We start from the raw sequence: 20,898 nt of genomic DNA, 5'->3' as shown, positions 1-20,898 counted from the left end.
GTTGACCTGCTGAGCCGCCGAGCGGCTGAGCCGTTGAGCTGTTGACCTGCCGCGCGGCAGAGCCGCCGAGCCGTTGACCCGCTGAGCTGTTGACCCGCCGCGCCGCTGAGCCGCTGAGCCGTTGACCCGCCGAGAGGCCCGGCGGCGGCCCCGCCGGCGCCGGTCCGCTCAGCTCGCGCTGTCGAAGTTGATCGCGCTGTAGGCGCGCAGCTTCCAGAGCTGGTGCTCGCTCTCGATCTTGCGGATCGTGCCGGAACGGCCCCGCATGACCAGGGAGCTGGTGACGGCGCGGCCGCCGCGGTAGCGGACGCCCTGCATCAGCTCGCCGTCGGTGATCCCGCTGGCCGCGAAGAACACGTCGTCGGAGCGGACCAGGTCGTCGGTGCTCAGCGTGGCGTCCAGATCGAGGCCGGCGTCCAGCGCTCGGCGGCGCTCGGCGTCGTCCTGCGGCCAGAGCCTGCCCTGGATGACGCCGCCCAGGCACTTGAGCGCGCAGGCGGCGATGATGCCCTCGGGCGTGCCGCCGATGCCGAGCATCAGGTCGACGCCGGTGCCCGCGCGGGCGGCCATGATCGCTCCGGCCACGTCGCCGTCGGTGATGAGCTTGATCCGCGCGCCGGCGTCGCGGATCTCCCTGATGATCTTCTCGTGCCGGGGGCGGTCGAGGATGACCACGGTCACGTCCGAGGGCTCGCCCCCCTTGGCGCGGGCCACCGCGGAGATGTTGTCGGCCACCGGAGCGTTGATGTCCACCGCCCCGGCGGCCTCGGGACCGGTGACCAGCTTGTCCATGTAGAAGACGGCCGACGGGTCGTACATCGAGCCGCGCTCGCTGACCGCGATGACCGAGATCCCGTTGGGCATGCCGAGCGCGGTGAGCCGGGTGCCGTCGATCGGGTCCACGGCCACGTCGCACTCGGCGCCGCTGCCGTCCCCGACCTGCTCGCCGTTGTAGAGCATCGGCGCGTTGTCCTTCTCGCCCTCGCCGATCACCACCACGCCGTTCATCGAGACCGTGTTGATCAGCTGGCGCATCGCGTTCACCGCGGCGCCGTCGGCGCCGTTCTTGTCGCCGCGCCCGACCCAGCGGGCCGCGGCCATCGCCGCGGCCTCGGTGACCCTGACCAGTTCGAGGGCGAGGTTGCGATCAGGTGCGTGTGCGCCCGTGGCGAGCGCGGCAGGTACGGACGTCTGATCGGACATGACGAGGAGCCCCTCTCGTGGATTACTGCAACGATCGTAGTTGCACCCTTCTTGCCGGAGGGCGCGGGATAATGTGTGCACACCATGAGCAGCGACACGGAACGGCTGGTGACAGGCGTGACTGCACGGACCTCCGAGCGGGGTGCCGCCACGCGCGTCGCGCTTCTCGCGGCGGCCAGGGAGATCTTCGTCACAAGCGGCTTCGCGGAGGCCGGTGTCACCGAGGTGGTCTCCCGCGCCGGGGCGAGCGTCGGCAGCCTCTACCACCACTTCTCCGGCAAGGCCGACCTCTACCTGACGCTCTTCGAGGACTTCCAGACCCGGCAGACCCAGCGGACCAAGCACGCGGTCCAGGAGGCCCGCGCCGAGGGCGAGACCGACCCGATGCGGCTGTTCATCGCCGGCGCCCGCGCTTACCTGGAGGGCTGCCTGGAAGAGCGCGAGCTCGCCGCGCTCTTCCTGCGCGGCGACGGGCCGCCCGGGTTCGAGGTCATCATGCGCGACCGGCTCCGCCAGTGGGCCAAGCGCAACGCCGCCCTGTTCGAAGGCGACGAGGGCGCGCTGGTCGTGGTCCTCACCGGCGCGCTCGCCGCGGCCGTCTCCGAGGTCGCCCTGTCCGAGGACGAAGACGCCTCCCGCACTCTCGCCGAGGGCGTGCTGGACATCATCGGCCAGATCAGACGCCCCTGAGACCGGACCGCGCCCCCGAGCGACTAGTCTCGACAGTCGTGGAACGGTTCACTCAGGGTTTCTACGGCTACGCGGTCGCGATGCTGGTCTGCCTCGCCGGCGTCGGCGTCTTCCTGCTGGTCACGCCGCAGAGCAGGACCGAGCACCTCCCCAAGGTCGACTTCTCGATCGACGTGGCCAACATGCGCCGCGACGCGCCCTACCAGGTGTGGACGCCGGAGCCGGTGCCCGTCGGCTGGATCCCGACGAGCTCACGGATGACCAAGGAGAAGGGCGCGGTGACCTGGAAGCTCGGCTTCGCCACCGCCAAGCGCCCCGAAGCCGCCACGCGCTCCCACGCGATGCTCGCCCAGAGCGACGAGAAGCCGGCGGCCGAGTTCGCCAACCGGATGGCCAACACCAGCGAGGTCACCGGCAGCATCCAGATCAACGGCGTGACCTGGGAACAACGCCTCCGCAAGGACAAGGACCAGCGCTCCCTCGTCCGGCTCCTGCCCGACGCCACGGTCGTCGTCACGGGCACCGCCCAGTGGGAGGAGCTGTCCGCCCTGGCCGGATCCCTCAAGCAGCAGGCGAAAGTCGCCCCCTAGCCGAAAGACGGCCGCCGCCCGGCCGGACGAGAAACCTTCTCCGAGTACGGCGAGAAATCCTCCGGGCACGGTGAGAAGGCCCCTCCGATCACGGCGAGCAACCTTCTCCAGGCGCGGTGAGAAACTCTCCGGGCATGGGGAGAAGGCCCTTCCGGGCGCGGTGAGAAACCTTCTCCGGATACGGCCCCGCTCGATCGGGGGGGGCGAGAGTGGCCCGCCGGCCACGCCCCGGCCGGTCAGAAGGGCGCGTCTCCGGCGGGATCGGGCTGCCGGCGCTGCGCCATGGCGGCGGCGAGCTTCACCCGGGCGCCCTGGAGCCACTCCTCGCACAGCGACGCCAGCTTCTCGCCGCGCTCCCACAGCTCGATCGACTGCTCCAGCGTGAGACCGCCCGCCTCCAGACGGCGGACCACCTCGGTCAGCTCCTCGCGTGCCTGCTCATACGACGGTGTCTTCTCATCGGCCACATCCACCACCCTAGAGGGCACCCACCGGGGAACGCTCCAGACCACGGGCCTGGGACACTGCATGGATGAGTGTCCGCACCGCGACCCACGACGACATCCCCGAGCTGCTCCGTCTGCGCGAGATCCTGGCCGACCGGATGGCCCAGGACGGCAGCTATCCGGTCGACGGCGACTGGCGCCAGGCCTACGCCGACAGCCTCGCGGAGCGGCTGGGCAGCGACGACACGGCCGTCTACGTGGTGGACGCCCCCAGCGGGAGGCTGGCCGCCTGCGGGATGGGCCTCATCTTCGAGCGCTTCCCCGGCCCCAGCCTCCCCGACGGCCGCTACGGCTACATCCAGGGCATGACCACCGACCCCGGCCACCGGCGCCGGGGACACAGCCGCGCGATCATGGCCAGGCTCATGGAGTGGTATCGAGGCAGCAGGATCCACCGCGTGGACCTGCACGCCACGTCGGACGGCGAGCCGCTCTACCGCGAGTTCGGCTTCGTCGACGACGGCCACCACTACCCCTCGCTCACCTGGCGGGATCCCTCCTGACCGTCACCCGGTCGTCGGGGAACCGGATCGTCAGCTCGTCGCCGGGGGCGACGTCGCCCGCCCGCCGTACGACGTCGCCCGTGGGGCGCTGCACGATCGCGTAGCCGCGTTCCAGGGTGGCGGCGGGGGACAGGGACACCAGGCGGGCCCGTAGGTGCTCCAGGGAGTCCTGAGCGCGGTCCAGGGAGCCGGTCAGCGAGCGCCTGGCCCGGTCCCTGAGCTGCTCGGCCTGCTCGGCCCTGCGCTCGATCTCGCGGACCGGGTCGGCCAGCGAGGGGCGGGAGCGGACCGCGGCCAGCCAGGTGGTCTCACGCTCCAGCCACCCGCCCGCCACCCGCCGGCCCCGATCACGGAGCTGGCGGATGAGCGTGAGCTGCTCGCCGACGTCCGGCACGACCTTCTTGGCGGCGTCCGTGGGGGTGGAGGCCCGTACGTCGGCGACCAGGTCGAGCAGGGGGTTGTCCTGCTCGTGGCCGATCGCGCTGACCACCGGCGTCCGGCACGCGGCCACCGCCCGGACCAGCGCCTCGTCGGAGAAGGGCAGCAGGTCCTCCATCGACCCGCCGCCCCGCGCGATCACGATGACGTCGACCTCGCCGTCCGCGTCGAACTTCCGCAGAGCCTCGCCGACCTCGGTGACCGCGTACGGCCCCTGCACGGCCACCGGCTCGACCTTGAACCGCACCGCGGGCCAGCGCCGCCGCGAGTTCTCCAGCACGTCGCGCTCGGCGGCCGAGTCACGGCCGCAGATCAGCCCGATCGTGCCGGGCAGGAACGGCAGCCGCCGCTTGCGGTCGACTCCGAACAGCCCCTCGGCGGCGAGCACCTGGCGCAGCCGTTCCAGCCGGGCCAGCAGCTCGCCGACGCCGACCGGCCGCATCTCCAGCGCGGTGAACGCGAAGGAGCCCTTGTTGACCCAGAAGTCCGGCTTCAGATGCATGACGACCCGGGCGCCGTCCACCGGCCGGGGGACGGTCGCCTCGTAGACGCCACGGGGGCAGGTGACCCGGGCGGACACGTTGGCCACGGGATCACGCAACGTCAGGAACACCGTGCCGCCGCGAGCGGTCAGCTCGGTGATCTGCCCCTCCACCCAGACGGTGCCGAGCTTGCCGATCCAGCCGCCGACCATCTGCAGCACCGTGCGGACAGGGAGCGGCTGTTCCGGGGTGGTCTTCGAGCTCATGGTCGGGAGCCTACGCGCCGGCTGCCGCTATTCCGCCGCCTCCAGCTTGGCCAGCCGGTTCTCGTACATCCGAACGACCTCCGCGCGGGCGGTGGTGGCCCGCTCGTAGGCGAGGAACTCCCGGATCTGCCCGGCCGTCTTGCCGCGCATCCGGGCGCGCAGGGACGCGACCGTCAGCTGGCCGTAACCGGGCATCGGCTCGGCGGGTACGGTGACCGCCCCGACCGGCGCGGCCGCCGGCTTGGCGACCTTGGTCTCCGTGACCTCGACCAGCGCGGCGTCAGCCGTCTCGGGCTTGGCCACCTTGACCTCGGTGACCTCGACCTGCACGGCCGCAGGGGCGGGGATCTCGGTCTCGGAGACCGTGGCCTCGGTGGCCTCGGTGGCCTCGGTGGTCCTCGCGGCCTTGGCGGGCTCGCTCCCGGCCGGCGTGGTCGCGGCGGGCTCGGGCTTGGCGGCCTCGGCCTCGGTCTCCGGCTTGGCGGCCTCAGCGGCCTCGGCTTCGGTCGTCTTGGCCTCGGCGGGCTTGGTCTCGGTGGCCTTGGCTTCGGTGGCCTCGGTCGTCTTGGCCTCGGCGGCCTTGATCTCAGCGGCCTTGGTCTCGGTGGCCTTGGCTTCGGTCGTCTCGGCTACGGCGGGCTTCGGCTCGGTGGCCTTGGCGGGCTCGCTCCCGGCAGGCTTGGTCTCGGCCGTGACCGGCTCGGCCTCCTGCTTGGTCTCAGCGGCCTTGGTCTCGGTCGTCTCGGCCTCGGCGGGCTTGGGCTCGGACGCGGGTCCGGTGGCGGCCTTCGGCTTGGCGGGGGCGAAGATGACCGGCTCGGGGCGGGGCTTGGCGCCGTTGGCCTCGGGCCTGTCCTCCTTGGGGGAGGAGCTCTCCGGGCGCGGGGCGAAGATGACCGGCGCGCGCCGGGCCGGCTTCTCGGCGACCTTCTCCTCCGCCTTCTCGCCCTTGCCGGGCTCGTCGGCGGTCTTCGGGCGGGTCTCCTCGGTGTCGTCGTCCTGCCCGGCGATGCGCTTGATCGTGGTCCGCATGCGGTCGCCGATCAGCAGGGCCTGGCCGACCCCGCTCAGCGCGGACTGCAGCACGTAGAGCGGCAGCTCCTTCGCCTTCTCTTTGAACCCCTCGCGGCTGGAAAGCGCCTCGCGGACATTTCTGGTGACATTGCGGACGATGTCGGGGACTGCCATGTCGTCTCCCTGGGAGGTCTGTTTTAGGCGTCTAGTCTCGCAAGACTGTGCCGTATGAGGTCATAGGACGCGTGGGCGGCCCAGCGGACACTCCACGTAGCATAAGAACATGACTTCAAAGACCCCCGCGACCCGACGCGTACTTGTGGCTAAGCCCCGTGGCTACTGCGCGGGGGTCGATCGAGCGGTCCAAGCCGTGGAGAAGGCCCTGGAGCAGTACGGCGCGCCGATCTACGTCCGTAAGCAGATCGTCCACAACACCCATGTGGTCAGGACGCTGGAAGAGCGTGGAGCGATCTTCGTCGAGGAGACCGAGGAGGTTCCCGAGGGCGCCATCGTGGTCTTCTCCGCCCACGGCGTCTCCCCGGTCGTCCACCAGGAGGCCGCCCGGCGCAGCCTCAGGACCATCGACGCCACCTGCCCGCTGGTGACCAAGGTGCACAACGAGGCCAAGCGCTTCGCCTCCCAGGACTACGACATCCTGCTCATCGGCCACGAGGGCCACGAGGAGGTCGAGGGCACCGCGGGCGAGGCGCCCGACCACATCCAGCTCGTCGACGGCCTCGACTCGGTCGCCGCCGTCCAGGTGAAGGACCCCAGCCGGCTGGTGTGGCTGTCGCAGACCACGCTGTCGGTGGACGAGACGGTCGAGACGGTCTCCCGCCTCAAGGAGCGCTTCCCGAACCTCATCGATCCGCCGAGCGACGACATCTGCTACGCCACCCAGAACCGCCAGGTCGCGGTGAAGGAGATCGCCGCCCAGGCCCAGCTCGTCATCGTCGTCGGCTCGGAGAACTCCTCCAACTCCAAGCGACTGGTCGAGGTCGCCGTCGACCACGGGGCCGACGCCTCCTACCTGGTCGACGACGCCTCGCTCATCAAGGACGAGTGGCTCGACGGGGTCACCACGGTCGGCGTGACGAGCGGCGCTTCGGTCCCCGACGAGCTCGTCTCCGAGGTGCTGGCCCGCCTCGCCGCGCACGGCTTCGCCGACGTCGAAGAGGTCGAGTCGATCGAGGAGAACGTCCGCTTCGCCCTCCCGCACGAGCTCCGCAAGGACCTGCGCGCCACCGTCTGACCCGGCGCCTCCCCGTACGGCGGCGCCGGACGTCGCCGTACGGTGACCGGCGCCGCCGTACGGGTCCCTACTGGCCTTCGCGGGGCGTGCCGTACACCTTGGGCTCGAAGTAGCCCTCGGGCTCGGGGGCGTAGCCGACGCTGTCACCGCTCCTCGGGCGGGGGATGTCGGGGCCCGCGGCCCGCAGCTCCTCGCGCAGGTCGCGGACGCACCGGGCCAGGCCGCGGCGCCAGGCGACGAGCAGGACCAGCAGCGAGCCGCCGAACAGCCATGGCGCGCCGGCCGACAGCTTGGTCAGCATGCCCAGGCCGAGGGCCTGGACCGGCGAGGCCGCGCCCAGCGCCCGGACGGCCTCGGCGATCAGCGTGGCCGTGAAGAAGACCAGCGGCGGGGACACCACCAGCGAGAGCAGGTCCCGCCGGTTCACCAGCGAGACCGCGGCCCCGCAGCCGGCCACGAACATCAGGCCGATCAGCGCCGGCAGCCCGAGCAGAGCCTGTAGAAGACTGCCCAGCAGCGTGAACACCAGCACGGACGCCATCGCACCCCGGGCGGTCAGCCGGATGCCGGTGCTCCGCTTCTGCTCACTCACATGATCACCCCGCCAAGCGCCTGCCCGTCGCGTCGCTCGTCCACCAGTCGTCCCCCTCGACCTCGGCCCCTCATCGCCAGCCCTCTCCGCTCCGCCTCCAGTGTCCGGCCGTCGGCGTCTTCAGGGAACAGCTTCTAGGACAGGTCGTTCGTCAACTTACCGTTCAGGCGGGAGACGAGAGGCGGGCTTGGCTCCTCTTCCTCCAGCAGTTCGGGCGAGGTCAGCGCGCGCGGCAGGTCCTCGACCGTCGCGGGCGTGTCCAGCTCCGCGTCGACCAGCCCCAGGTCGTTCAGCCTGCGCGCGCTCACCAGCACCCGCGTCTCCAGGGAGCCGACCGTCCGGTTGTAGGACTCCACCGCCCTGCCCAGCGACCGGCCCATCGTCTCCATGTTCCGTCCCATGGTGCCCAGCCGTTCGTAGAGTTCCTTGCCCAGCTCGAAGACCGCCCGCGCGTTCTCGCTGAGCGCGGCCTGCTGCCAGGCGTACTGCGCGGTGCGGAGCATGGTGATCAACGTGGTGGGCGTGGCGATGTGGATCCGCCGCCGCATGGCGTACTCCAGCAGGGCGGGATCGCGCTCCAGGGCCGGGGCGAGGAAGGCCTCACCCGGGATGAACAGCACCATGAACTCCGGCGCCGGGCTGAACGCCTGCCAGTAGGCCTTGGAGGCGAGCCGGTCCACGTGCTCGCGCACATGCCGCGCGTGGGAGTCGAGCCGGGCCGACTGGTGGTCGGGATCGCCGGACTCGGCGGCCTCCAGGTAGGCGGCCAGGGAGACCTTGGAGTCGACCACGATGTTCTTGCCGCCGGCCAGCCGTACGACCATGTCGGGCCGGAGCGCGCCGTCGGGGGTGGTGACGCTCGCCTGCTCGTCGAAGTCGCAGTAGCGCTGCATCCCGGCGATCTCGGCGACCCTGCGGAGCTGGAGCTCCCCCCACCGGCCCCTGGCCTCCGGACGCTGCAGGGCGCGCACCAGCGCGGTCGTCTGGACGCGGAGCTGGTCGTTGCTCTCGCGGACGATGTCGATGTGCTTGGCCAGCTCGGCGTGGGCGGCCCGCTGGCCCGACTGGGTGTCGCGCAGCTGCGTCTCGACGCGGGCCAGGGTGTCCTTCAACGGCTCGATCAGGTGCTCGACGGCCTGCTTGCGCTGCTCCAGCTCCCCGGCGGCCTCGGCGCGGCTGGAGGCCAGCCGGGTCTCGGCCAGCTCCAGGAACCGCAGGTTGTTGACGTCGAGCGCGCGGGCGGACAGGGCCTGGAAGCGTTCGGCGAGCTGTCCCTCGACGTAGGCGACCTTCTCCTCGGCGACTCTGGCCCGCGCCTCGGCCTCGGCCAGACGGGCGCCGGCATCCGCCGCTCCCGAGGAGGCACGCGCCCGGCCCAGCAGGAATCCGATCGCGAGTCCCGCGGCGAGTCCCACGGCGAGCTGGAAAGCGAGTGCCATGACATCCACCACGGAATGATCGCAGGCCCGGCGGCTCCTGGCTTCCCGACACGCCTTCAGGCCCGGCCCCCGCGTCCCGTTCGCGCCGTCCCACCCCCTCACGCGAAGTCCTCACGCGGGCACGGAGGGTGGGATCCGGTGGCCGTGCACCGCCCGCGGCCGGACGGCGAGGACCGCCCGGACCGGGGCGCGGGGGCGCTGCCACGCGGGCGCGGACTGCTGCCCGAGGGCCTGTGAGCGCGATGTCCACCGGCCTGTGACCCGTCCACGGCGGGTAGCACTGGGTGATTCGCCGTAAACTCGGCTGACGTGAGCCTGAGCATCGGCATCGTCGGATTGCCCAACGTCGGCAAGTCAACGCTTTTCAACGCGCTGACGAAGACCGCCAACGCCCTGGCGGCGAACTATCCGTTCGCCACCATCGAGCCCAACGTGGGCATCGTCGGCGTTCCCGACCCGCGTCTGGAGAAGCTGGCCGAGATCTTCGGTTCCGCGAAGATCCTGCCCGCGAAGGTCGAGTTCGTCGACATCGCCGGACTGGTCCGCGGCGCCTCGGAGGGGCAGGGGCGGGGTAACCAGTTCCTCGCCAACATCCGCGAGACCGACGCCATCTGCCAGGTCATCCGGGTCTTCAACGACCCCGACGTGACCCACGTGGACGGCGGAGTCGCCCCCGAGCGCGACATCGAGACGATCAACACCGAGCTGATCCTCGCCGACCTGCAGACCCTGGAGAAGGCGATCCCCCGCCTCCAGAAGGAGTCCAGGACCAACAAGGACCGCAGGTCCACGCTGGAGGCGGCCGAGGCCGCGGTCAAGCTCCTCGACGGCGGCACCACCCTGTACGCCGGAGCGAAGGGGGCCGGGATCGATGTGGCCGACCTCCGCGAGCTGCACCTGCTGACCGCCAAGCCGTTCCTCTACGCGTTCAACCTCGACGCCGACGAGCTGACGGACGAGGACCTGCGGGCCCGGCTGGCGGCGATCGTCGCGCCCGCCGAGGCCGTCTTCCTGGACGCCAAGATCGAGTCCGAGCTCGTCGAGCTCCCCGACGACGAGGCCCTGGAGCTGCTGCAGTCCGTCGGCCAGGAGGAGTCCGGCCTGTCGCAGCTCGCCCGGGTCGGGTTCGAGACCCTCGGCCTGCAGACCTACCTGACCGCCGGCCCCAAGGAGACCCGGGCCTGGACGATCCGCAAGAACGCCACGGCTCCCGAGGCGGCCGGGGTCATCCACACCGACTTCCAGCGCGGTTTCATCAAGGCGGAGATCGTCTCCTTCGACGAGCTGGTGGAGGTGGGCTCCATCGCCGCCGCCCGCCAGGCGGGCAAGGCCCGGATCGAGGGCAAGGACTACGTGATGCGCGACGGCGACGTCGTGGAGTTCCGCTTCAACGTCTGACGTCTCACCCGCGAGAGAACGGGCCTGGTCCTCGGACCAGGCCCGTTCTCGCATGTGGTGACGCTGCGTGACGTATTCCGGATGAATGCGCAGGTCGCGATACTCTCCCTGCCGTTTGGACAGCAATGCGTGGCGTTTGGGTAATCGGGTTACCCGCCGACCAGGCATAACGTGCTTTCTTGACGATGTGGGCAGGTAACGGGTTCTGGCAGGTTCCAGACCGGGTTTGCTCAGTCGCGAGGATGCCTGCAGCATAGGCGTGGCTTTCCTGGAACAATCGGCGAGGCGGTTAGAGTAAGTGCTTGACCATGGTTAACGGGGTCGGGAGTAATACGACACCGCGCCAACCGGGGGATGGGCGCGAGCGGAGGCATGATGGCTCGAAGGGCAACGGTCCAGCGTGATCCTCGGATCGCTGGCGACCCTGAGCTGTCGGCATACCCGGAGGCGCCCTACGACCCCGATCTCACCGGCGCTCCGGCGCGCGGGCGGGGCGCGTCGGCCCGGGGCCGATGGTCCGGCGGAGGCGGGCGCTGGCTGGTGTGGACCGGCCGGGCGGTGCTCTGGGCGTTAATAGTGGTCGTCGTGGTGAACGGGGTCCGTGCACCTTTTGAACGTTTCACCCGGCCGAACACCGCAGGCGGGTCCGCTCCCGTTTCCGTGGACAGCGAATTCCCGGTCAGCCGGGCGACCTCTTTCGCCAGCCAGTTCGCCGCCGTCTATCTGAATTTCGAGGCCGTCCGTTCCCAGGAAAGGGCGGCGCGGCTCGCGCCCTATCTGCCCGACGGCGCCCCGCCACAGTTCGGCTGGGACGGGCTCGGCCGAATGGCCGCCGGAGCGGTGCAGCCGTACGGCACGGAGATCGTCGACAGGGCGAACGCCGTCGTGACCCTGGCGTTCCAGTCGGGCAGCCGCCGCCAGCTCCTGTCCGTGCCGGTCTTCCACGACGGCGAGACCGACAGGTTCGTGGTCTCCGGGCGACCGGGGATCCTCCCCGCGCCGACGCCGGCGAACCTGCCCGCGGTGCCCGCCGGGGAGAGCGACGAGGCCGCTGAGACCGAGCTCCGCACCCCGCTGGCCGACTTCTTCAAGGCCTACGCCGCGAGCGACAACGCCTCCCTGCAGCGCTACGCCGCCGCCGGGGTCACCCTGGAGGGGTTCGGCGGCGCGTTCACCTTCGTGGAGCTCAAGAACCTCGACGTCCCCCTCGTCGGCGGCGCCACCCGCGAGGTCACCGCCACGGTCGTGTGGGGCGTGCCCTCGGGCGCGTCGCCCACCGCCGACCCCACTCCCTCCGATCCCGGGGACATGAGCGGGAAGCTGGAGCAGGCCTACCTGCTCACCGTGGTCAAACAGGGTGACAAGTGGTTCGTCAAGGACATCCGAGGCGCGAAACGGTCTGTGGGGTAACACATGATCGAATGGTGTCGGACCGCAGTGAACAGACCCCCCCTGATCGGCGAGTCGGCGGTGGACGGATCCGGGCATGCGTGTCGCGGGCACGTGGCCGCCCGGCGAGCGCGATCATGAGCACGGAGGACGAGAAGTGATCCTGAAGACCATCCTGCTGAGCGCGATGGACCTCGCTCAGCCGACCACTCCTCCGGCGGGTGTCAACACCGAGGGCCTGGCCGACTTCCTCCGCAAATTCTTCGCCCCGCTCTTCCTCGTCGTCGTCTCCGTCGTCGCGCTCTTCTTCCTCTTCACCCGCGAGATCACCCGGTTCGTGCAGTTCATCATCCTCGCCGTGGCCATCGGAGTGATCTTCTACGTGCCCAACATCATCGAGGTGACGGCCAAGGCGATCGCGGGCGCGCTGGGCATCACGGGGGGTTGAGACCGCGCGTAGCGGTCAAAGAACGAGAGGCGGAAAGGAGGAGCGTGTGGACCTGCCCACGTATACCAATATCTGGCGGATTGAGAAGCGGCTCTACAAGCTGTACGACCTACGGCTGCCGATGCCGCTTCCGATTGTCTGGATCGGTGTGTTCGTGGGTGTGGTGGTGCCCTGGTCACTGCTGCTCTACCTGCTAGGCCTGCCTTTCGACGCGCCCTGGCACGTGGTGTACCTGGTGCCGCCGGGGATCGTCACCTGGCTCTCCACCCGGCCGGTGATCGAGAGCAAGAGGCTCACCGAGCTGCTCCAGTCACAGGCCCGCTACGTGGGTGAGCCGCGCACCTGGTGCCGGATGGCCCCCGCCGCCGAGCCTTCGGAGGTCAGCCTGACCGGCCGGGTCTGGCAGGCCGCGCCCCAGCGGGCGGCGCCGGTCCGGGTCAAGGCCTCCCGCAAGGCCCGGCACGCCCAGTCGAAGCGCGCGGCCGCCTCCTCCCGCGAGGTCCGCCCCGCGGTGGCCGCCGCCGCGGCGGCCGCGGCAGCCGCTCCGGTCACCCGCGAACGCACCGCCTGGGGTACGGCCGTGGCACCTCGCCGGGGCACCGCCCCGGCTCTCGGGCAGGCGGTGTCCGCCGAGGATCCCGGAGCCGTCACATCCACCGCGCGCGCGACCCCCGCTTCCCGGACGCGTGCGACCCCCGCCTCCGAGACGCGTGAGACCCCCGCCTCCCAGACGCACGCGCCCCCCGCCTCCGCGGTGCGCGCGACCTCCGCCTCCGCGGTGCCGGTCGAGCGGGTCTCCCTCGCCCCGCCCCCCGCGGCCTCCTCCGCGCTGGTCAAGGCGCCGGCCGACCCCTCTCCGACCCCTACGGCTCCTCCGGCCCCTGCCGCCGGGCAGGCTCCCGCCGGCCCGGCCGCCCCGCCCGAGCAGGCCCCGGCCGCTCCGATCGGCACCGAGGCGTTGCGGCGGCTGCGCAGGCTCGCCGCCTCGGCCGAGGCCGAGCGTGCCGTTCCGGCCCAGGCCGACCAGGGCAGGGCCCCGGCGAGCGCGGCGTCCTCGTCTCCGGCTCAGTCCGAGGTGCCCGTGGAACGTGCGATGTCCTCCGAATCCGCGGAGTCTCCTGAATCCGGGGCGTCTGCTGCCGAGCGTGCGGCGTCCGCCGAATCCGGGGCGTCTGCCGAACGCGAGGCGTCCGCCGAGTCCGGGGTGCCCGCTGCCGAGCGCGAGGGGTCCGCCGAGCGGCTCGTGACTGGTGAGCCTTCCGCGCCCGCCGGTGAGCGTCGTGACTCCGCCGGGCGGTCCGCGGCGGCTGAGCGCGAGGGGTCCGCCGAGCGGCTCGTATCCGGTGAGCCTTCCGCGCCTGCTACTGAGCGTCGTGAGTCCGCCGGGCGGTCCGCGGCGGCTGAGCGGTTCGCGGCCGGTGAGCCTTCCGTGCCCGCTGCCGGGCGTCGCGAGTCGGCGGGGCGGCCTGAGGCCGTCTCCGGGCCGGTGGTGCCGCTTCCGCAGCGTCCCGCGCCCGTCGAGCGCCGTCCCGCGGCCGTCGAGCGGCCCGCTGCCGTCTCCGGGCCGGTGGTGCCGCTTCCGCAGCGTCCCGCGCCCGTCGAGCGCCGTCCCGCGGCCGTCGAGCGGCCCGCTGCCGTCTCCGGGCCGGTGGTGCCGCTTCCGCAGCGTCCCGCGGCCGTCGAGCGGTCCTCGGCCGCCGCCGGATCCGGCGAGCCCGCCGAATCCGGCGGATCAGTCGAGCAGTCCCCCGCCGGATCCCGGTTCGTCGGGCCCGCTCCGTCCCGGCGGCGTGCCGCCGAGCCGGAGGTGAAGGCGGACGAGGCGGACGAGAGCCTGTGGGCCCGGCACCGCAAGGGGCAGCCGGCGCAGGCGGGGCAGTTCGCCGAGACGCAGAGGGCGTGGCCGCAGGATCGGCCCGCGGGTGTCTCGATCCGGGCGGTCCCCACGGGGGCGGAGGCCAAGGCCGACCCGGTGGTGCCCGCGGTGCCGGTGCCCAGGCCCGGCCAGGGCGAGGCCCGGGTGCGCCGGGTGGAGTCGGTCGTCGGCCGTGACTCCTCGGGGGGCTGGCGGCGGCTGGCCCAGGTGGTCATCGGGCCGGGCGGCGCGGGCCGTACGGACGGGTCGGAGATCGACGAGGCGCGGGCCAGGACGGTGTTCGCCGGCAGCCGCCGGGTGGTGGTGCTGGGCTGCACCGGCGGCGCCGGGCAGACCACGACGGCGCTCATGCTCGGTCACACCCTCGCCCGGTATCGCGAGGACCGGGTGCTCGCGGTCGACGCCAACATCGGCATCCACGCGCTGTCCAGCCGTATCCAGGGCGAATCGCCCGAGACGCTGAGCTCCCTGCTGGCCGGGCTGGACAACGTCCACGGCTACCTGGGCATGCGCGCCTACACCAGCCGCTGCGCCTCCGGCCTCGAAGTCATCGCCGGTGACAGCGACTCCGGCGCCGAGCAGCGGCTCACCGACCGCACGCTCTTCTCCGACCGGCGGCTCAGCCAGACCATGGACATGCTGGACCGCCACTACAAGCTGATCGTCATGGACCCGGCGGCGGCACTAGCCGCCCGGGTGCTTCCCTACGCCGACCAGCTCGTCCTGGTCGTCCCGGCCAGTGAGGACGGGCCGGACGCGGTGGCCATGACCTACGAGTGGCTTGACGGGCACGGCTGCGCGGACCTCCGTCGTCGCGCGATCATGGTCGTCAACGGCGTGAGCCGCCGGAGCATGGGCGACGTGGAGCAGGCCGAGGCGGTCGCGCGGGGCCGGTGCCGGGCGATCGTGCGGGTGCCCTGGGAGGACGAGCTGGCGCCCGGCAGGTCGGAGCGGGTGGAGCCGTCCCATCTGCGGGCGCCGGGCCGCCGGGCGTATCTCGCGCTGGCCGGCGTCGTGGCGGCGGGTTTCGGAGCGGCGCAGACGGTTCGACCCAGCGAGGAGGAATTGGCCCAGTGATCCCCCGGGCGCGAGGAGACGTGGTGAACGGGCGTAACGAGGTGGGCGCGTGAGCGGGCGCGACGAGCGGGCCACCGGTCACGGGAACCCGGCCGCACGGCCGGCGAGGGAGGTCGTGTGAGCCGCGCCTCGCGGGCACGCAACCGGCTCGCCGTCCGATACTTCGACGACCGGATCCTGCTGACCGACTCGGCGGTCTGGGCCTACTTCCGGCTGCCGACCGTGAGCTACGAGTTCATCACCCCCGAGGAGCGGGAGGCGCTGGCCACCAACATCACGATCGCGCTGGCGGCGATCCGGATGCCGGACGCCGAGGTGCACCTGCGGGTGGCGCACCGCACCTACCCCGCGGCCGAGTGGGCGATGGCGCTGAACGCCACCTCCGACGAGGGCCCCGGCTGGCGCGACTACCTGGAGGAGATGTACCGGCACGTCTGGGCGAAGGACTTCTGGAGCAAGGAGGTCTACCTCGGCGTACGGCTCGGCCTGCGCGGCAGGCAGCTCGGCACCGGCGTCCTGTCCCAGCTCTTCGGCTTCTACCAGCGCAGCGAGAAGGTCCTGGGCCTCGAGGACGACCACGTCCCCAAGGCGGAGATCGCCAAGTGGTCCGAGCAGGCGGAGCGGCTGGGCCGGGCCCTGTCCGCGAGCGCCCTGTACGCCCGGCACGCCACCTCCACCGAGATCGCCTGGCTCTTCCAGCACGCCGCGACAGGCTCCCTCGGCGACCCGCCGCCCTCGGCCAGCCCCAAGCGGCGGTGGGGACAGGGCGAGATCGAGTCCCTCGTCGAGGGGCAGATCCACAACGGCAGGTCGCTGCTCCGGATCGAGCAGCCGCAGGGCGACTCCTACGTCGCGTACCTGTCCTTCGCCCGGTTCCCGGATCTGATGCCCTTCCCCGACGGCGAGCCGTGGATGCACTTCGCCGACCAGCTCCCCTTCCCGGTGGAGATCAGTTCGAGGATGCGGCTGATCTCGCCGGTCAAGGCCAGCAAGGACGTGGCGCGCAAGCTCGCCCACGCCCGTGACATGGACATCCACATCCGGGAGGCGGGCGCCGAGGCGCCGCTGGCGCTGGCCGAGCAGATCGACGCGGCCCGGATGCTGGAACACGGCATCACCAAGGAGCGCCTGCCGTTCGTGTACGGCTGGCACCGGCTGATCGTCTCCGCCCCGACCGAGGAGATCTGCGTGCAGCGGGTCGAGGCGGTCGTGGAGCACTACCGCGACATGGGCATCGACATCGTCAACTCCACCGGCGACCAGTTCTCCCTGTTCTGCGAGGCGCTGCCGGGCGAGCGGGTCCGGGTCAACGCCTACGCCCAGCGGCAGCCGCTGCGCACCATCGCGGGCGGCATGGCGACCGCCACGGTGGACCTGGGTGACCGGGCGGACGAGGGCAACGCCGGCTGGATGGGACCGTACGTCGGGGAGACCCTGGGCCGGGCCCGGAGCATCGTGCACTTCGACCCGCTGGTGGCGGCCACGCGCAACCGGCCGACGGCCATCGCGATCACCGGTGAGCCGGGCGGCGGCAAGACCACCCTGGCACTGCTGATGATCTACCAGATGGCGCTGCGCGGCGTGACGGTCGCGGTCATCGACCCCAAGGGCGACGCCGACTCCCTGGTCCAGCTGCTGCAGCGGCGGGGCAGGAAGGCGCGGGTCATCCCGCTCGGCTCGGCCGCGCCGGGGCTGCTCGACCCGTTCTCGTTCGGCGACGACATCGCGGCCAAGAAGACGATGGCCAGCGAGACCCTCCGGCTGCTGCTGCCGCGCATGTCGGAGGAGCGCGAGTCGGCGATGATCCAGGCGGTCGCGGCGGTCTCCAACGGCGAGGACCCCTCGCTGGGCAAGGTCGTCGACTTCCTGGAGCAGACCGAGGACGCCGCCTCCAAGAACCTGGGCGCCGTGCTCCGCTCGATGTCGGAGATGCACCTCGCCCGGCTCTGCTTCGACCCCTCCGGCGGCGACCAGATCGACACCGAGGGGTGGACCACGGTCTTCACCCTCGGCGGCCTGACCCTTCCGGACGCCTCCACCGGGCGCGACGACTACTCCTACGAGCAGCGGCTGTCGGTGGCCCTGCTCTACCTGGTCGCCCAGTTCGCCCGGGGGCTGATGAACGGCCTGGACCGGCGGACCCCCAAGGCGATCTTCCTGGACGAGGCCTGGGCGATCACCTCCACGCCGGAGGGCGCCAAGCTGGTGCCCGAGGTCAGCCGGATGGGCCGCTCCCGCAACACGGCCCTGGTGCTGGTCTCGCAGAACGCCGGCGACCTGCTGAACGAGCAGGTGACGAACTGCCTGTCGTCGGTGTTCGCCTTCCGGTCCACCGAGCGGGTCGAGGTGGAGCACGTGATGGCGCTGCTCGGGGTGGAACCCTCGGAGGAGCACAAGGCGATCCTGCGCTCGCTGGGCAACGGCGAGTGCGTCTTCCGGGATCTGGACGGTCGTGCGGGCCGTATCGGGGTGGACCTCATCTCCGACGAGCTGGTGCGCTGGCTCGATACGAATCCGACCCACGACAAACCAGGCGAGAACGTGCATGATCTTTCCGGGGGCGACAGAGTCAGTAGGCCGGGGGCCGCGGCGCTGGAGGTAGGGTCATGAAGGTTTCCCGCAAGGGGCTGAAGAGTTCCCGCAAGGGACGACTGGGCAAGCGGATCGCCATCGCGCTGGTGGCGCTGACCGCGTTCCTCGCACTCCCGCTGCTGTCGCCGGCGGGCGCACCCACCGCCGTCGCCGCCGCCCCCTGCGACCTCTCGCCGGACCTGGCTCCCGAGGTCGTCGGTTCAGGCGTGGACGGCCTGCTCAAGCCGCCGTCCCCGGCCGCGCCCACGCCGGGCGCGCCGGCGCCCGCCCCGGCTCCTGCCACGCAGGGCAACTACGCCACCTACGGCATGAGCGGCCAGTTCTGGCACACCCACCAGCTCGGCTGCGACGACGTCGCGGCCGTGATGGGCAACACGATGGCCAACACGATCTTCTCGTGGGCCAAGGCGCTGGACCGGCTGACCATCACCACCTATCAGGCGGCGGCCACCGAGGGCCCGCTGGAGTCGATCAAGGATGTCGTCGACGACATCGTGATCAGCCTCTCCAACGCGATGTACTGGCCGTTCCTGCGGCCGATCGTGATCCTCGGGGCCATCTGGCTGGCCTGGTACGGCCTGATCCGCAAGCGGGCGACCACGACGGCCGAGGGCGTCATCTGGATGGTCCTCGCGGTCACCGTCGCGGTCTGGTTCTTCAGCCGCCCCGGCGACTTCACCGGCATGGGCAAGCTGGTCACCGACAAGACCAGCGAGGTCGTCAACTCCGCCTTCTCCGGGCTGCCCGGCGCGGGCGGAACCTCCTGCATTCCAGCCAAGGGTGACACCAATCCCGAGGTCAAGTCCGGTGGTTACGGTCAGACCGGCGTCCCGGGGGTCGAACAGAACGCCGAGGCGCTCTGGTCCACCCTGGTCTGCAAGCCGTGGCTGATGGGCGAGTTCGGCACCGCCGACCCCGCGGCGCCGGCGGTGACGGCATACGCCTCCAAGCTGCTGAGCGTCCAGGCACTCGACGAGGCCGAGCAACGGGCCACGCAGACCCCGAACACCAGCGCCCACCAGGCACAATATGAGGCCGAGATCGCCGACAAGCTGGAGAACACGCCGATCTTCTTCCTCTTCCAGGGAAAGGATTGGACAAACCGGCTGGGCATCGCGATCGGCGCGCTGATGGCCGCGATGGTCGCGGGACTGCTGATCTTCCTGGTGGCCGTCTCCCTGCTGGTGCTCAAGGTCGGCTTCCTGCTGTTGCTGATCCTCGCGCCGGTCTTCCTGCTGATCGGCGTGCATCCGGGGTCCGGCCGGATCATCGCGATGCGCTGGGTGGAGATGCTGGTCGGCACCCTGCTCAGACAGGCGGTGCTGACACTGGTCCTGGGCGTCCTGGTGTACGGCTACGCCCTGATCATCTCCACGGCGATGCCGTGGGGCATGCAGGTCATGTTCATGGCTCTGCTGACGATCGCGGTCTTCTTCTACCGGCGTCCGTTCCAGCACCTGTTCGCCTCCATGGACGGGCACACGATCGCCACCCGCGTGCTGGGCGACGCGGTCACCGCGCCGACCCTGCAGCGCGCGGCGGGCGTGCTGCCACCGGTCGCGGCGGCCCGGATGGGCCGCTGGGGCATGCGCAAGGCGGAACCCGTGATGCAGGCGGCCGCGCTCGCCGGCGGCGCCTCCGTCGCGACGGCGGCCGCCGCGGTCGCCCAGGGCAAGGTCCGCGGGGAGGAGGGCGCCCCCGGCGGGAACACCCCCTCGGGCGCCCGGGTCCCGGCCGGCGCGCAGCCCACGCCACTCGACACCGACGCCCAGGCGGGCGGCCGGCGCAAGGGCACCGGCCGGCCGGTAACCGCGGCGCGCGCCGGCGCGGCGCCGCCGCTCAACCTCTCCGGAGGCGGTACGGCGGGCGGCACCGTCCCGACCCGTTCGGGCGGTGCCGGCCGCGGCGGCGCGGGCGGCTGGTTCAGCGGCCGCTCCGGCGGCTGGGCCCCGCAGGGAGGCTCGTCTCCGGCGGGCGGATCCTCTCCGGCGCCCTCGTCCGGCGGCAGGTCCTCCGCCCCCTCCTCCGGTGGGGGGCCGGCGTCCCCGTCGGGGGGCGGCCGGTCGGGCGGGAGCGTCTTCGGCTCCGGCGGCGGTTCCCGGCGCTGGGACTCCGGCTCCCGAGGCTCGGGCTCCGGCTCGCGGAGCGGTTCCGGGTCCGGGTCGGGCTCGCGTGGCGGGGGCGGCGGTTCCCGCGGCTCTTCGGGATCCGGCGGTTCCCGGAGCTCCTCCGGCTCCGGCGGCGGCATCTTCGGGGGCTCCCGTGGCTCTTCGGGGTCGGGCGGCAGCCTGTTCGGCGGATCCTCCGGCGGATCGAGGAACAACGGCGGCGGGCGCCCGGACAGGTCGTCCGAGGCACCCCCGCTCTGGCTGCCCAGCCGGTCCGAGCGGGGCAGGCAGGCGGATGAGGCCGCGCCCTTCTGGCTCCGCGCGTCCAACCCCGACAAGGACTGACGATGGTCGAAGGGGGCAGCCGCCGAGGGTTCGTCTTCGCGGTGCTGGTCATCATGCTGGCCGCGGTCGGGATCTACCTGACCATGTGGCCGGACTCCGGCGACAAGGGGGGGACGCAGGCCGACCCGGTGGGCGCGAGCCGTACGGTGTCCGCGTCGCAGGCGCCCGCGGGCGCCGAGCGGCCCCGGCCGTCGGCGACGGCCAGCAACGCGCCCTTCGACGTCTACTCCTACCTGCCGATGACCAAGCAGGAGCTGGCCGCCGCCGCCGACTACGCCCAGCGGTTCACCACCGAGTACGGCACCTTCAGCTACGACGAGGACCCGGCGGACTACGGGGATCGGCTCAGCGGCTACACCACGACCGAGTTCGCCGCCGTGCTGCTGCGCACGGTCACCTCGCCGGGCAGCGTCGAGGCCAACCGCGCCGACGAGGTCGTCTCCGTCGGCACGGCGCGGGTGAAGGAGATCCGGCAGGTCCAGAGCGCCTCGGTGACGTTCGTGGTCACCGGCACCCAGAGCGTCACCGCCAGGAGCGGGCCGAAGGAGCGGACCGAGGACTACGCCGTCACGCTCATCGCGGTGGGCGCCGACTGGCGGGTCCACGATCTGCAACCGGCGGACGACGGCCAGGACGGAGACGACCAGTCCTCGCAGACGGGCCGGATCGGATGACCGGAGAAGACGACCA

The 20,898-nt window shown here is 71.8% G+C and carries 17 protein-coding genes; 11 read left to right on the top strand and 6 right to left on the bottom strand.

The window, feature by feature from the left end; all coding sequences use genetic code 11:
* Positions 1-168: 168 nt before the first annotated feature.
* Entirely contained in the window at positions 169-1,203 is a 1,035-nt protein-coding gene (gene glpX, locus SROS_RS40990) for a class II fructose-bisphosphatase (RefSeq protein WP_012894860.1), read from the bottom strand.
* Positions 1,204-1,287: 84 nt separating this feature from the next.
* On the opposite strand from glpX, the gene SROS_RS40985 reads away from it, so the two are divergent.
* A complete protein-coding gene (locus SROS_RS40985) occupies positions 1,288-1,893 on the top strand; it encodes a TetR/AcrR family transcriptional regulator (protein ID WP_012894859.1) in 606 nt (201 codons plus the stop codon).
* A gap of 38 nt (positions 1,894-1,931) precedes the next feature.
* Positions 1,932-2,483, top strand: a complete 552-nt coding sequence (locus SROS_RS40980; protein WP_012894858.1) for a DUF4245 domain-containing protein — start codon at positions 1,932-1,934, stop codon at positions 2,481-2,483.
* Between the two features lie 236 nt (positions 2,484-2,719).
* On the opposite strand, the gene SROS_RS40975 is transcribed toward SROS_RS40980, so the two are convergent.
* The gene (locus SROS_RS40975) at positions 2,720-2,950 is read right to left on the bottom strand and encodes an exodeoxyribonuclease VII small subunit (RefSeq protein ID WP_165781356.1); all 231 of its coding nucleotides are present in this window, start codon (positions 2,948-2,950) and stop codon (positions 2,720-2,722) included.
* Between the two features lie 65 nt (positions 2,951-3,015).
* On the opposite strand from SROS_RS40975, the gene SROS_RS40970 reads away from it, so the two are divergent.
* Positions 3,016-3,492 (top strand): GNAT family N-acetyltransferase, encoded by a 477-nt coding sequence (locus SROS_RS40970; RefSeq protein WP_012894856.1) that lies wholly within the window; start codon positions 3,016-3,018, stop codon positions 3,490-3,492.
* On the opposite strand, the gene xseA is transcribed toward SROS_RS40970, so the two are convergent.
* Positions 3,470-4,678, bottom strand: a complete 1,209-nt coding sequence (gene xseA / locus SROS_RS40965; RefSeq protein WP_012894855.1) for an exodeoxyribonuclease VII large subunit — start codon at positions 4,676-4,678, stop codon at positions 3,470-3,472. The genes SROS_RS40970 and xseA overlap by 23 nt on opposite strands.
* Before the next feature lie 27 nt (positions 4,679-4,705).
* The gene (locus tag SROS_RS46670) at positions 4,706-5,866 is read right to left on the bottom strand and encodes a hypothetical protein (protein ID WP_012894854.1); all 1,161 of its coding nucleotides are present in this window, start codon (positions 5,864-5,866) and stop codon (positions 4,706-4,708) included.
* Between the two features lie 109 nt (positions 5,867-5,975).
* Here SROS_RS46670 and SROS_RS40955 point away from each other — a divergent pair, with 109 nt between their 5' ends.
* Positions 5,976-6,944 (top strand): 4-hydroxy-3-methylbut-2-enyl diphosphate reductase, encoded by a 969-nt coding sequence (locus SROS_RS40955; protein WP_012894853.1) that lies wholly within the window; start codon positions 5,976-5,978, stop codon positions 6,942-6,944.
* A 67-nt stretch (positions 6,945-7,011) separates the two neighbouring features.
* Here SROS_RS40955 and SROS_RS40950 read toward each other — a convergent pair whose 3' ends face one another.
* Positions 7,012-7,536: a DUF6542 domain-containing protein gene (locus SROS_RS40950; RefSeq protein WP_012894852.1), complete on the bottom strand. Its 525-nt coding sequence runs from the start codon at positions 7,534-7,536 to the stop codon at positions 7,012-7,014.
* 134 nt (positions 7,537-7,670) lie between these two features.
* On the bottom strand, positions 7,671-8,975 hold the full coding sequence (locus SROS_RS40945; protein WP_012894851.1) for a DNA recombination protein RmuC: 1,305 nt from the start codon (positions 8,973-8,975) through the stop codon (positions 7,671-7,673).
* 309 nt (positions 8,976-9,284) lie between these two features.
* Between SROS_RS40945 and ychF the strand changes: the two genes are divergently transcribed.
* The 7 genes from ychF to SROS_RS40910 all read left to right on the top strand — a co-directional run bounded on the left by ychF (position 9,285) and on the right by SROS_RS40910 (position 20,882).
* Positions 9,285-10,373, top strand: coding sequence for a redox-regulated ATPase YchF (gene ychF, locus SROS_RS40940; RefSeq protein WP_012894849.1), 1,089 nt, complete (start codon positions 9,285-9,287; stop codon positions 10,371-10,373).
* A 660-nt stretch (positions 10,374-11,033) separates the two neighbouring features.
* On the top strand, positions 11,034-11,783 hold the full coding sequence (locus tag SROS_RS40935; protein WP_245564460.1) for a conjugal transfer protein: 750 nt from the start codon (positions 11,034-11,036) through the stop codon (positions 11,781-11,783).
* 166 nt (positions 11,784-11,949) lie between these two features.
* Complete coding sequence (locus SROS_RS40930; RefSeq protein WP_148269836.1) at positions 11,950-12,210, top strand: hypothetical protein; 261 nt, start codon at positions 11,950-11,952, stop codon at positions 12,208-12,210.
* Between the two features lie 46 nt (positions 12,211-12,256).
* Positions 12,257-15,163, top strand: coding sequence for a TcpE family conjugal transfer membrane protein (locus SROS_RS40925; protein WP_012894846.1), 2,907 nt, complete (start codon positions 12,257-12,259; stop codon positions 15,161-15,163).
* A gap of 117 nt (positions 15,164-15,280) precedes the next feature.
* A complete protein-coding gene (locus tag SROS_RS40920) occupies positions 15,281-17,773 on the top strand; it encodes an ATP-binding protein (protein ID WP_012894845.1) in 2,493 nt (830 codons plus the stop codon).
* The gene (locus tag SROS_RS40915; protein WP_012894844.1) at positions 17,770-20,208 is read left to right on the top strand and encodes a type IV secretion system protein; all 2,439 of its coding nucleotides are present in this window, start codon (positions 17,770-17,772) and stop codon (positions 20,206-20,208) included. The genes SROS_RS40920 and SROS_RS40915 overlap by 4 nt, the downstream gene beginning before the upstream one ends.
* A gap of 2 nt (positions 20,209-20,210) precedes the next feature.
* Complete coding sequence (locus tag SROS_RS40910) at positions 20,211-20,882, top strand: hypothetical protein (protein WP_012894843.1); 672 nt, start codon at positions 20,211-20,213, stop codon at positions 20,880-20,882.
* Positions 20,883-20,898 lie beyond the last annotated feature (16 nt).

Origin of the sequence: Streptosporangium roseum DSM 43021 (assembly GCF_000024865.1) — a bacterium.
Classification (GTDB): Bacteria; Actinomycetota; Actinomycetes; order Streptosporangiales; family Streptosporangiaceae; genus Streptosporangium; species Streptosporangium roseum.
This window is presented reverse-complemented; position numbering and strand designations above follow the sequence as displayed.

Coding starts and splice junctions, on each gene's coding strand:
- SROS_RS40915 (WP_012894844.1), top strand. CDS start 17,770: ATGAAGGTTTCCCGCAAGGGGCTGAAGAGTTCCCGCAAGGGACGACTG.
- SROS_RS46670 (WP_012894854.1), bottom strand. CDS start 5,866: ATGGCAGTCCCCGACATCGTCCGCAATGTCACCAGAAATGTCCGCGAG.
- SROS_RS40910 (WP_012894843.1), top strand. CDS start 20,211: ATGGTCGAAGGGGGCAGCCGCCGAGGGTTCGTCTTCGCGGTGCTGGTC.
- SROS_RS40970 (WP_012894856.1), top strand. CDS start 3,016: ATGAGTGTCCGCACCGCGACCCACGACGACATCCCCGAGCTGCTCCGT.
- SROS_RS40985 (WP_012894859.1), top strand. CDS start 1,288: ATGAGCAGCGACACGGAACGGCTGGTGACAGGCGTGACTGCACGGACC.
- SROS_RS40930 (WP_148269836.1), top strand. CDS start 11,950: ATGGACCTCGCTCAGCCGACCACTCCTCCGGCGGGTGTCAACACCGAG.
- SROS_RS40945 (WP_012894851.1), bottom strand. CDS start 8,975: ATGGCACTCGCTTTCCAGCTCGCCGTGGGACTCGCCGCGGGACTCGCG.
- xseA (WP_012894855.1), bottom strand. CDS start 4,678: ATGAGCTCGAAGACCACCCCGGAACAGCCGCTCCCTGTCCGCACGGTG.
- glpX (WP_012894860.1), bottom strand. CDS start 1,203: ATGTCCGATCAGACGTCCGTACCTGCCGCGCTCGCCACGGGCGCACAC.
- SROS_RS40955 (WP_012894853.1), top strand. CDS start 5,976: ATGACTTCAAAGACCCCCGCGACCCGACGCGTACTTGTGGCTAAGCCC.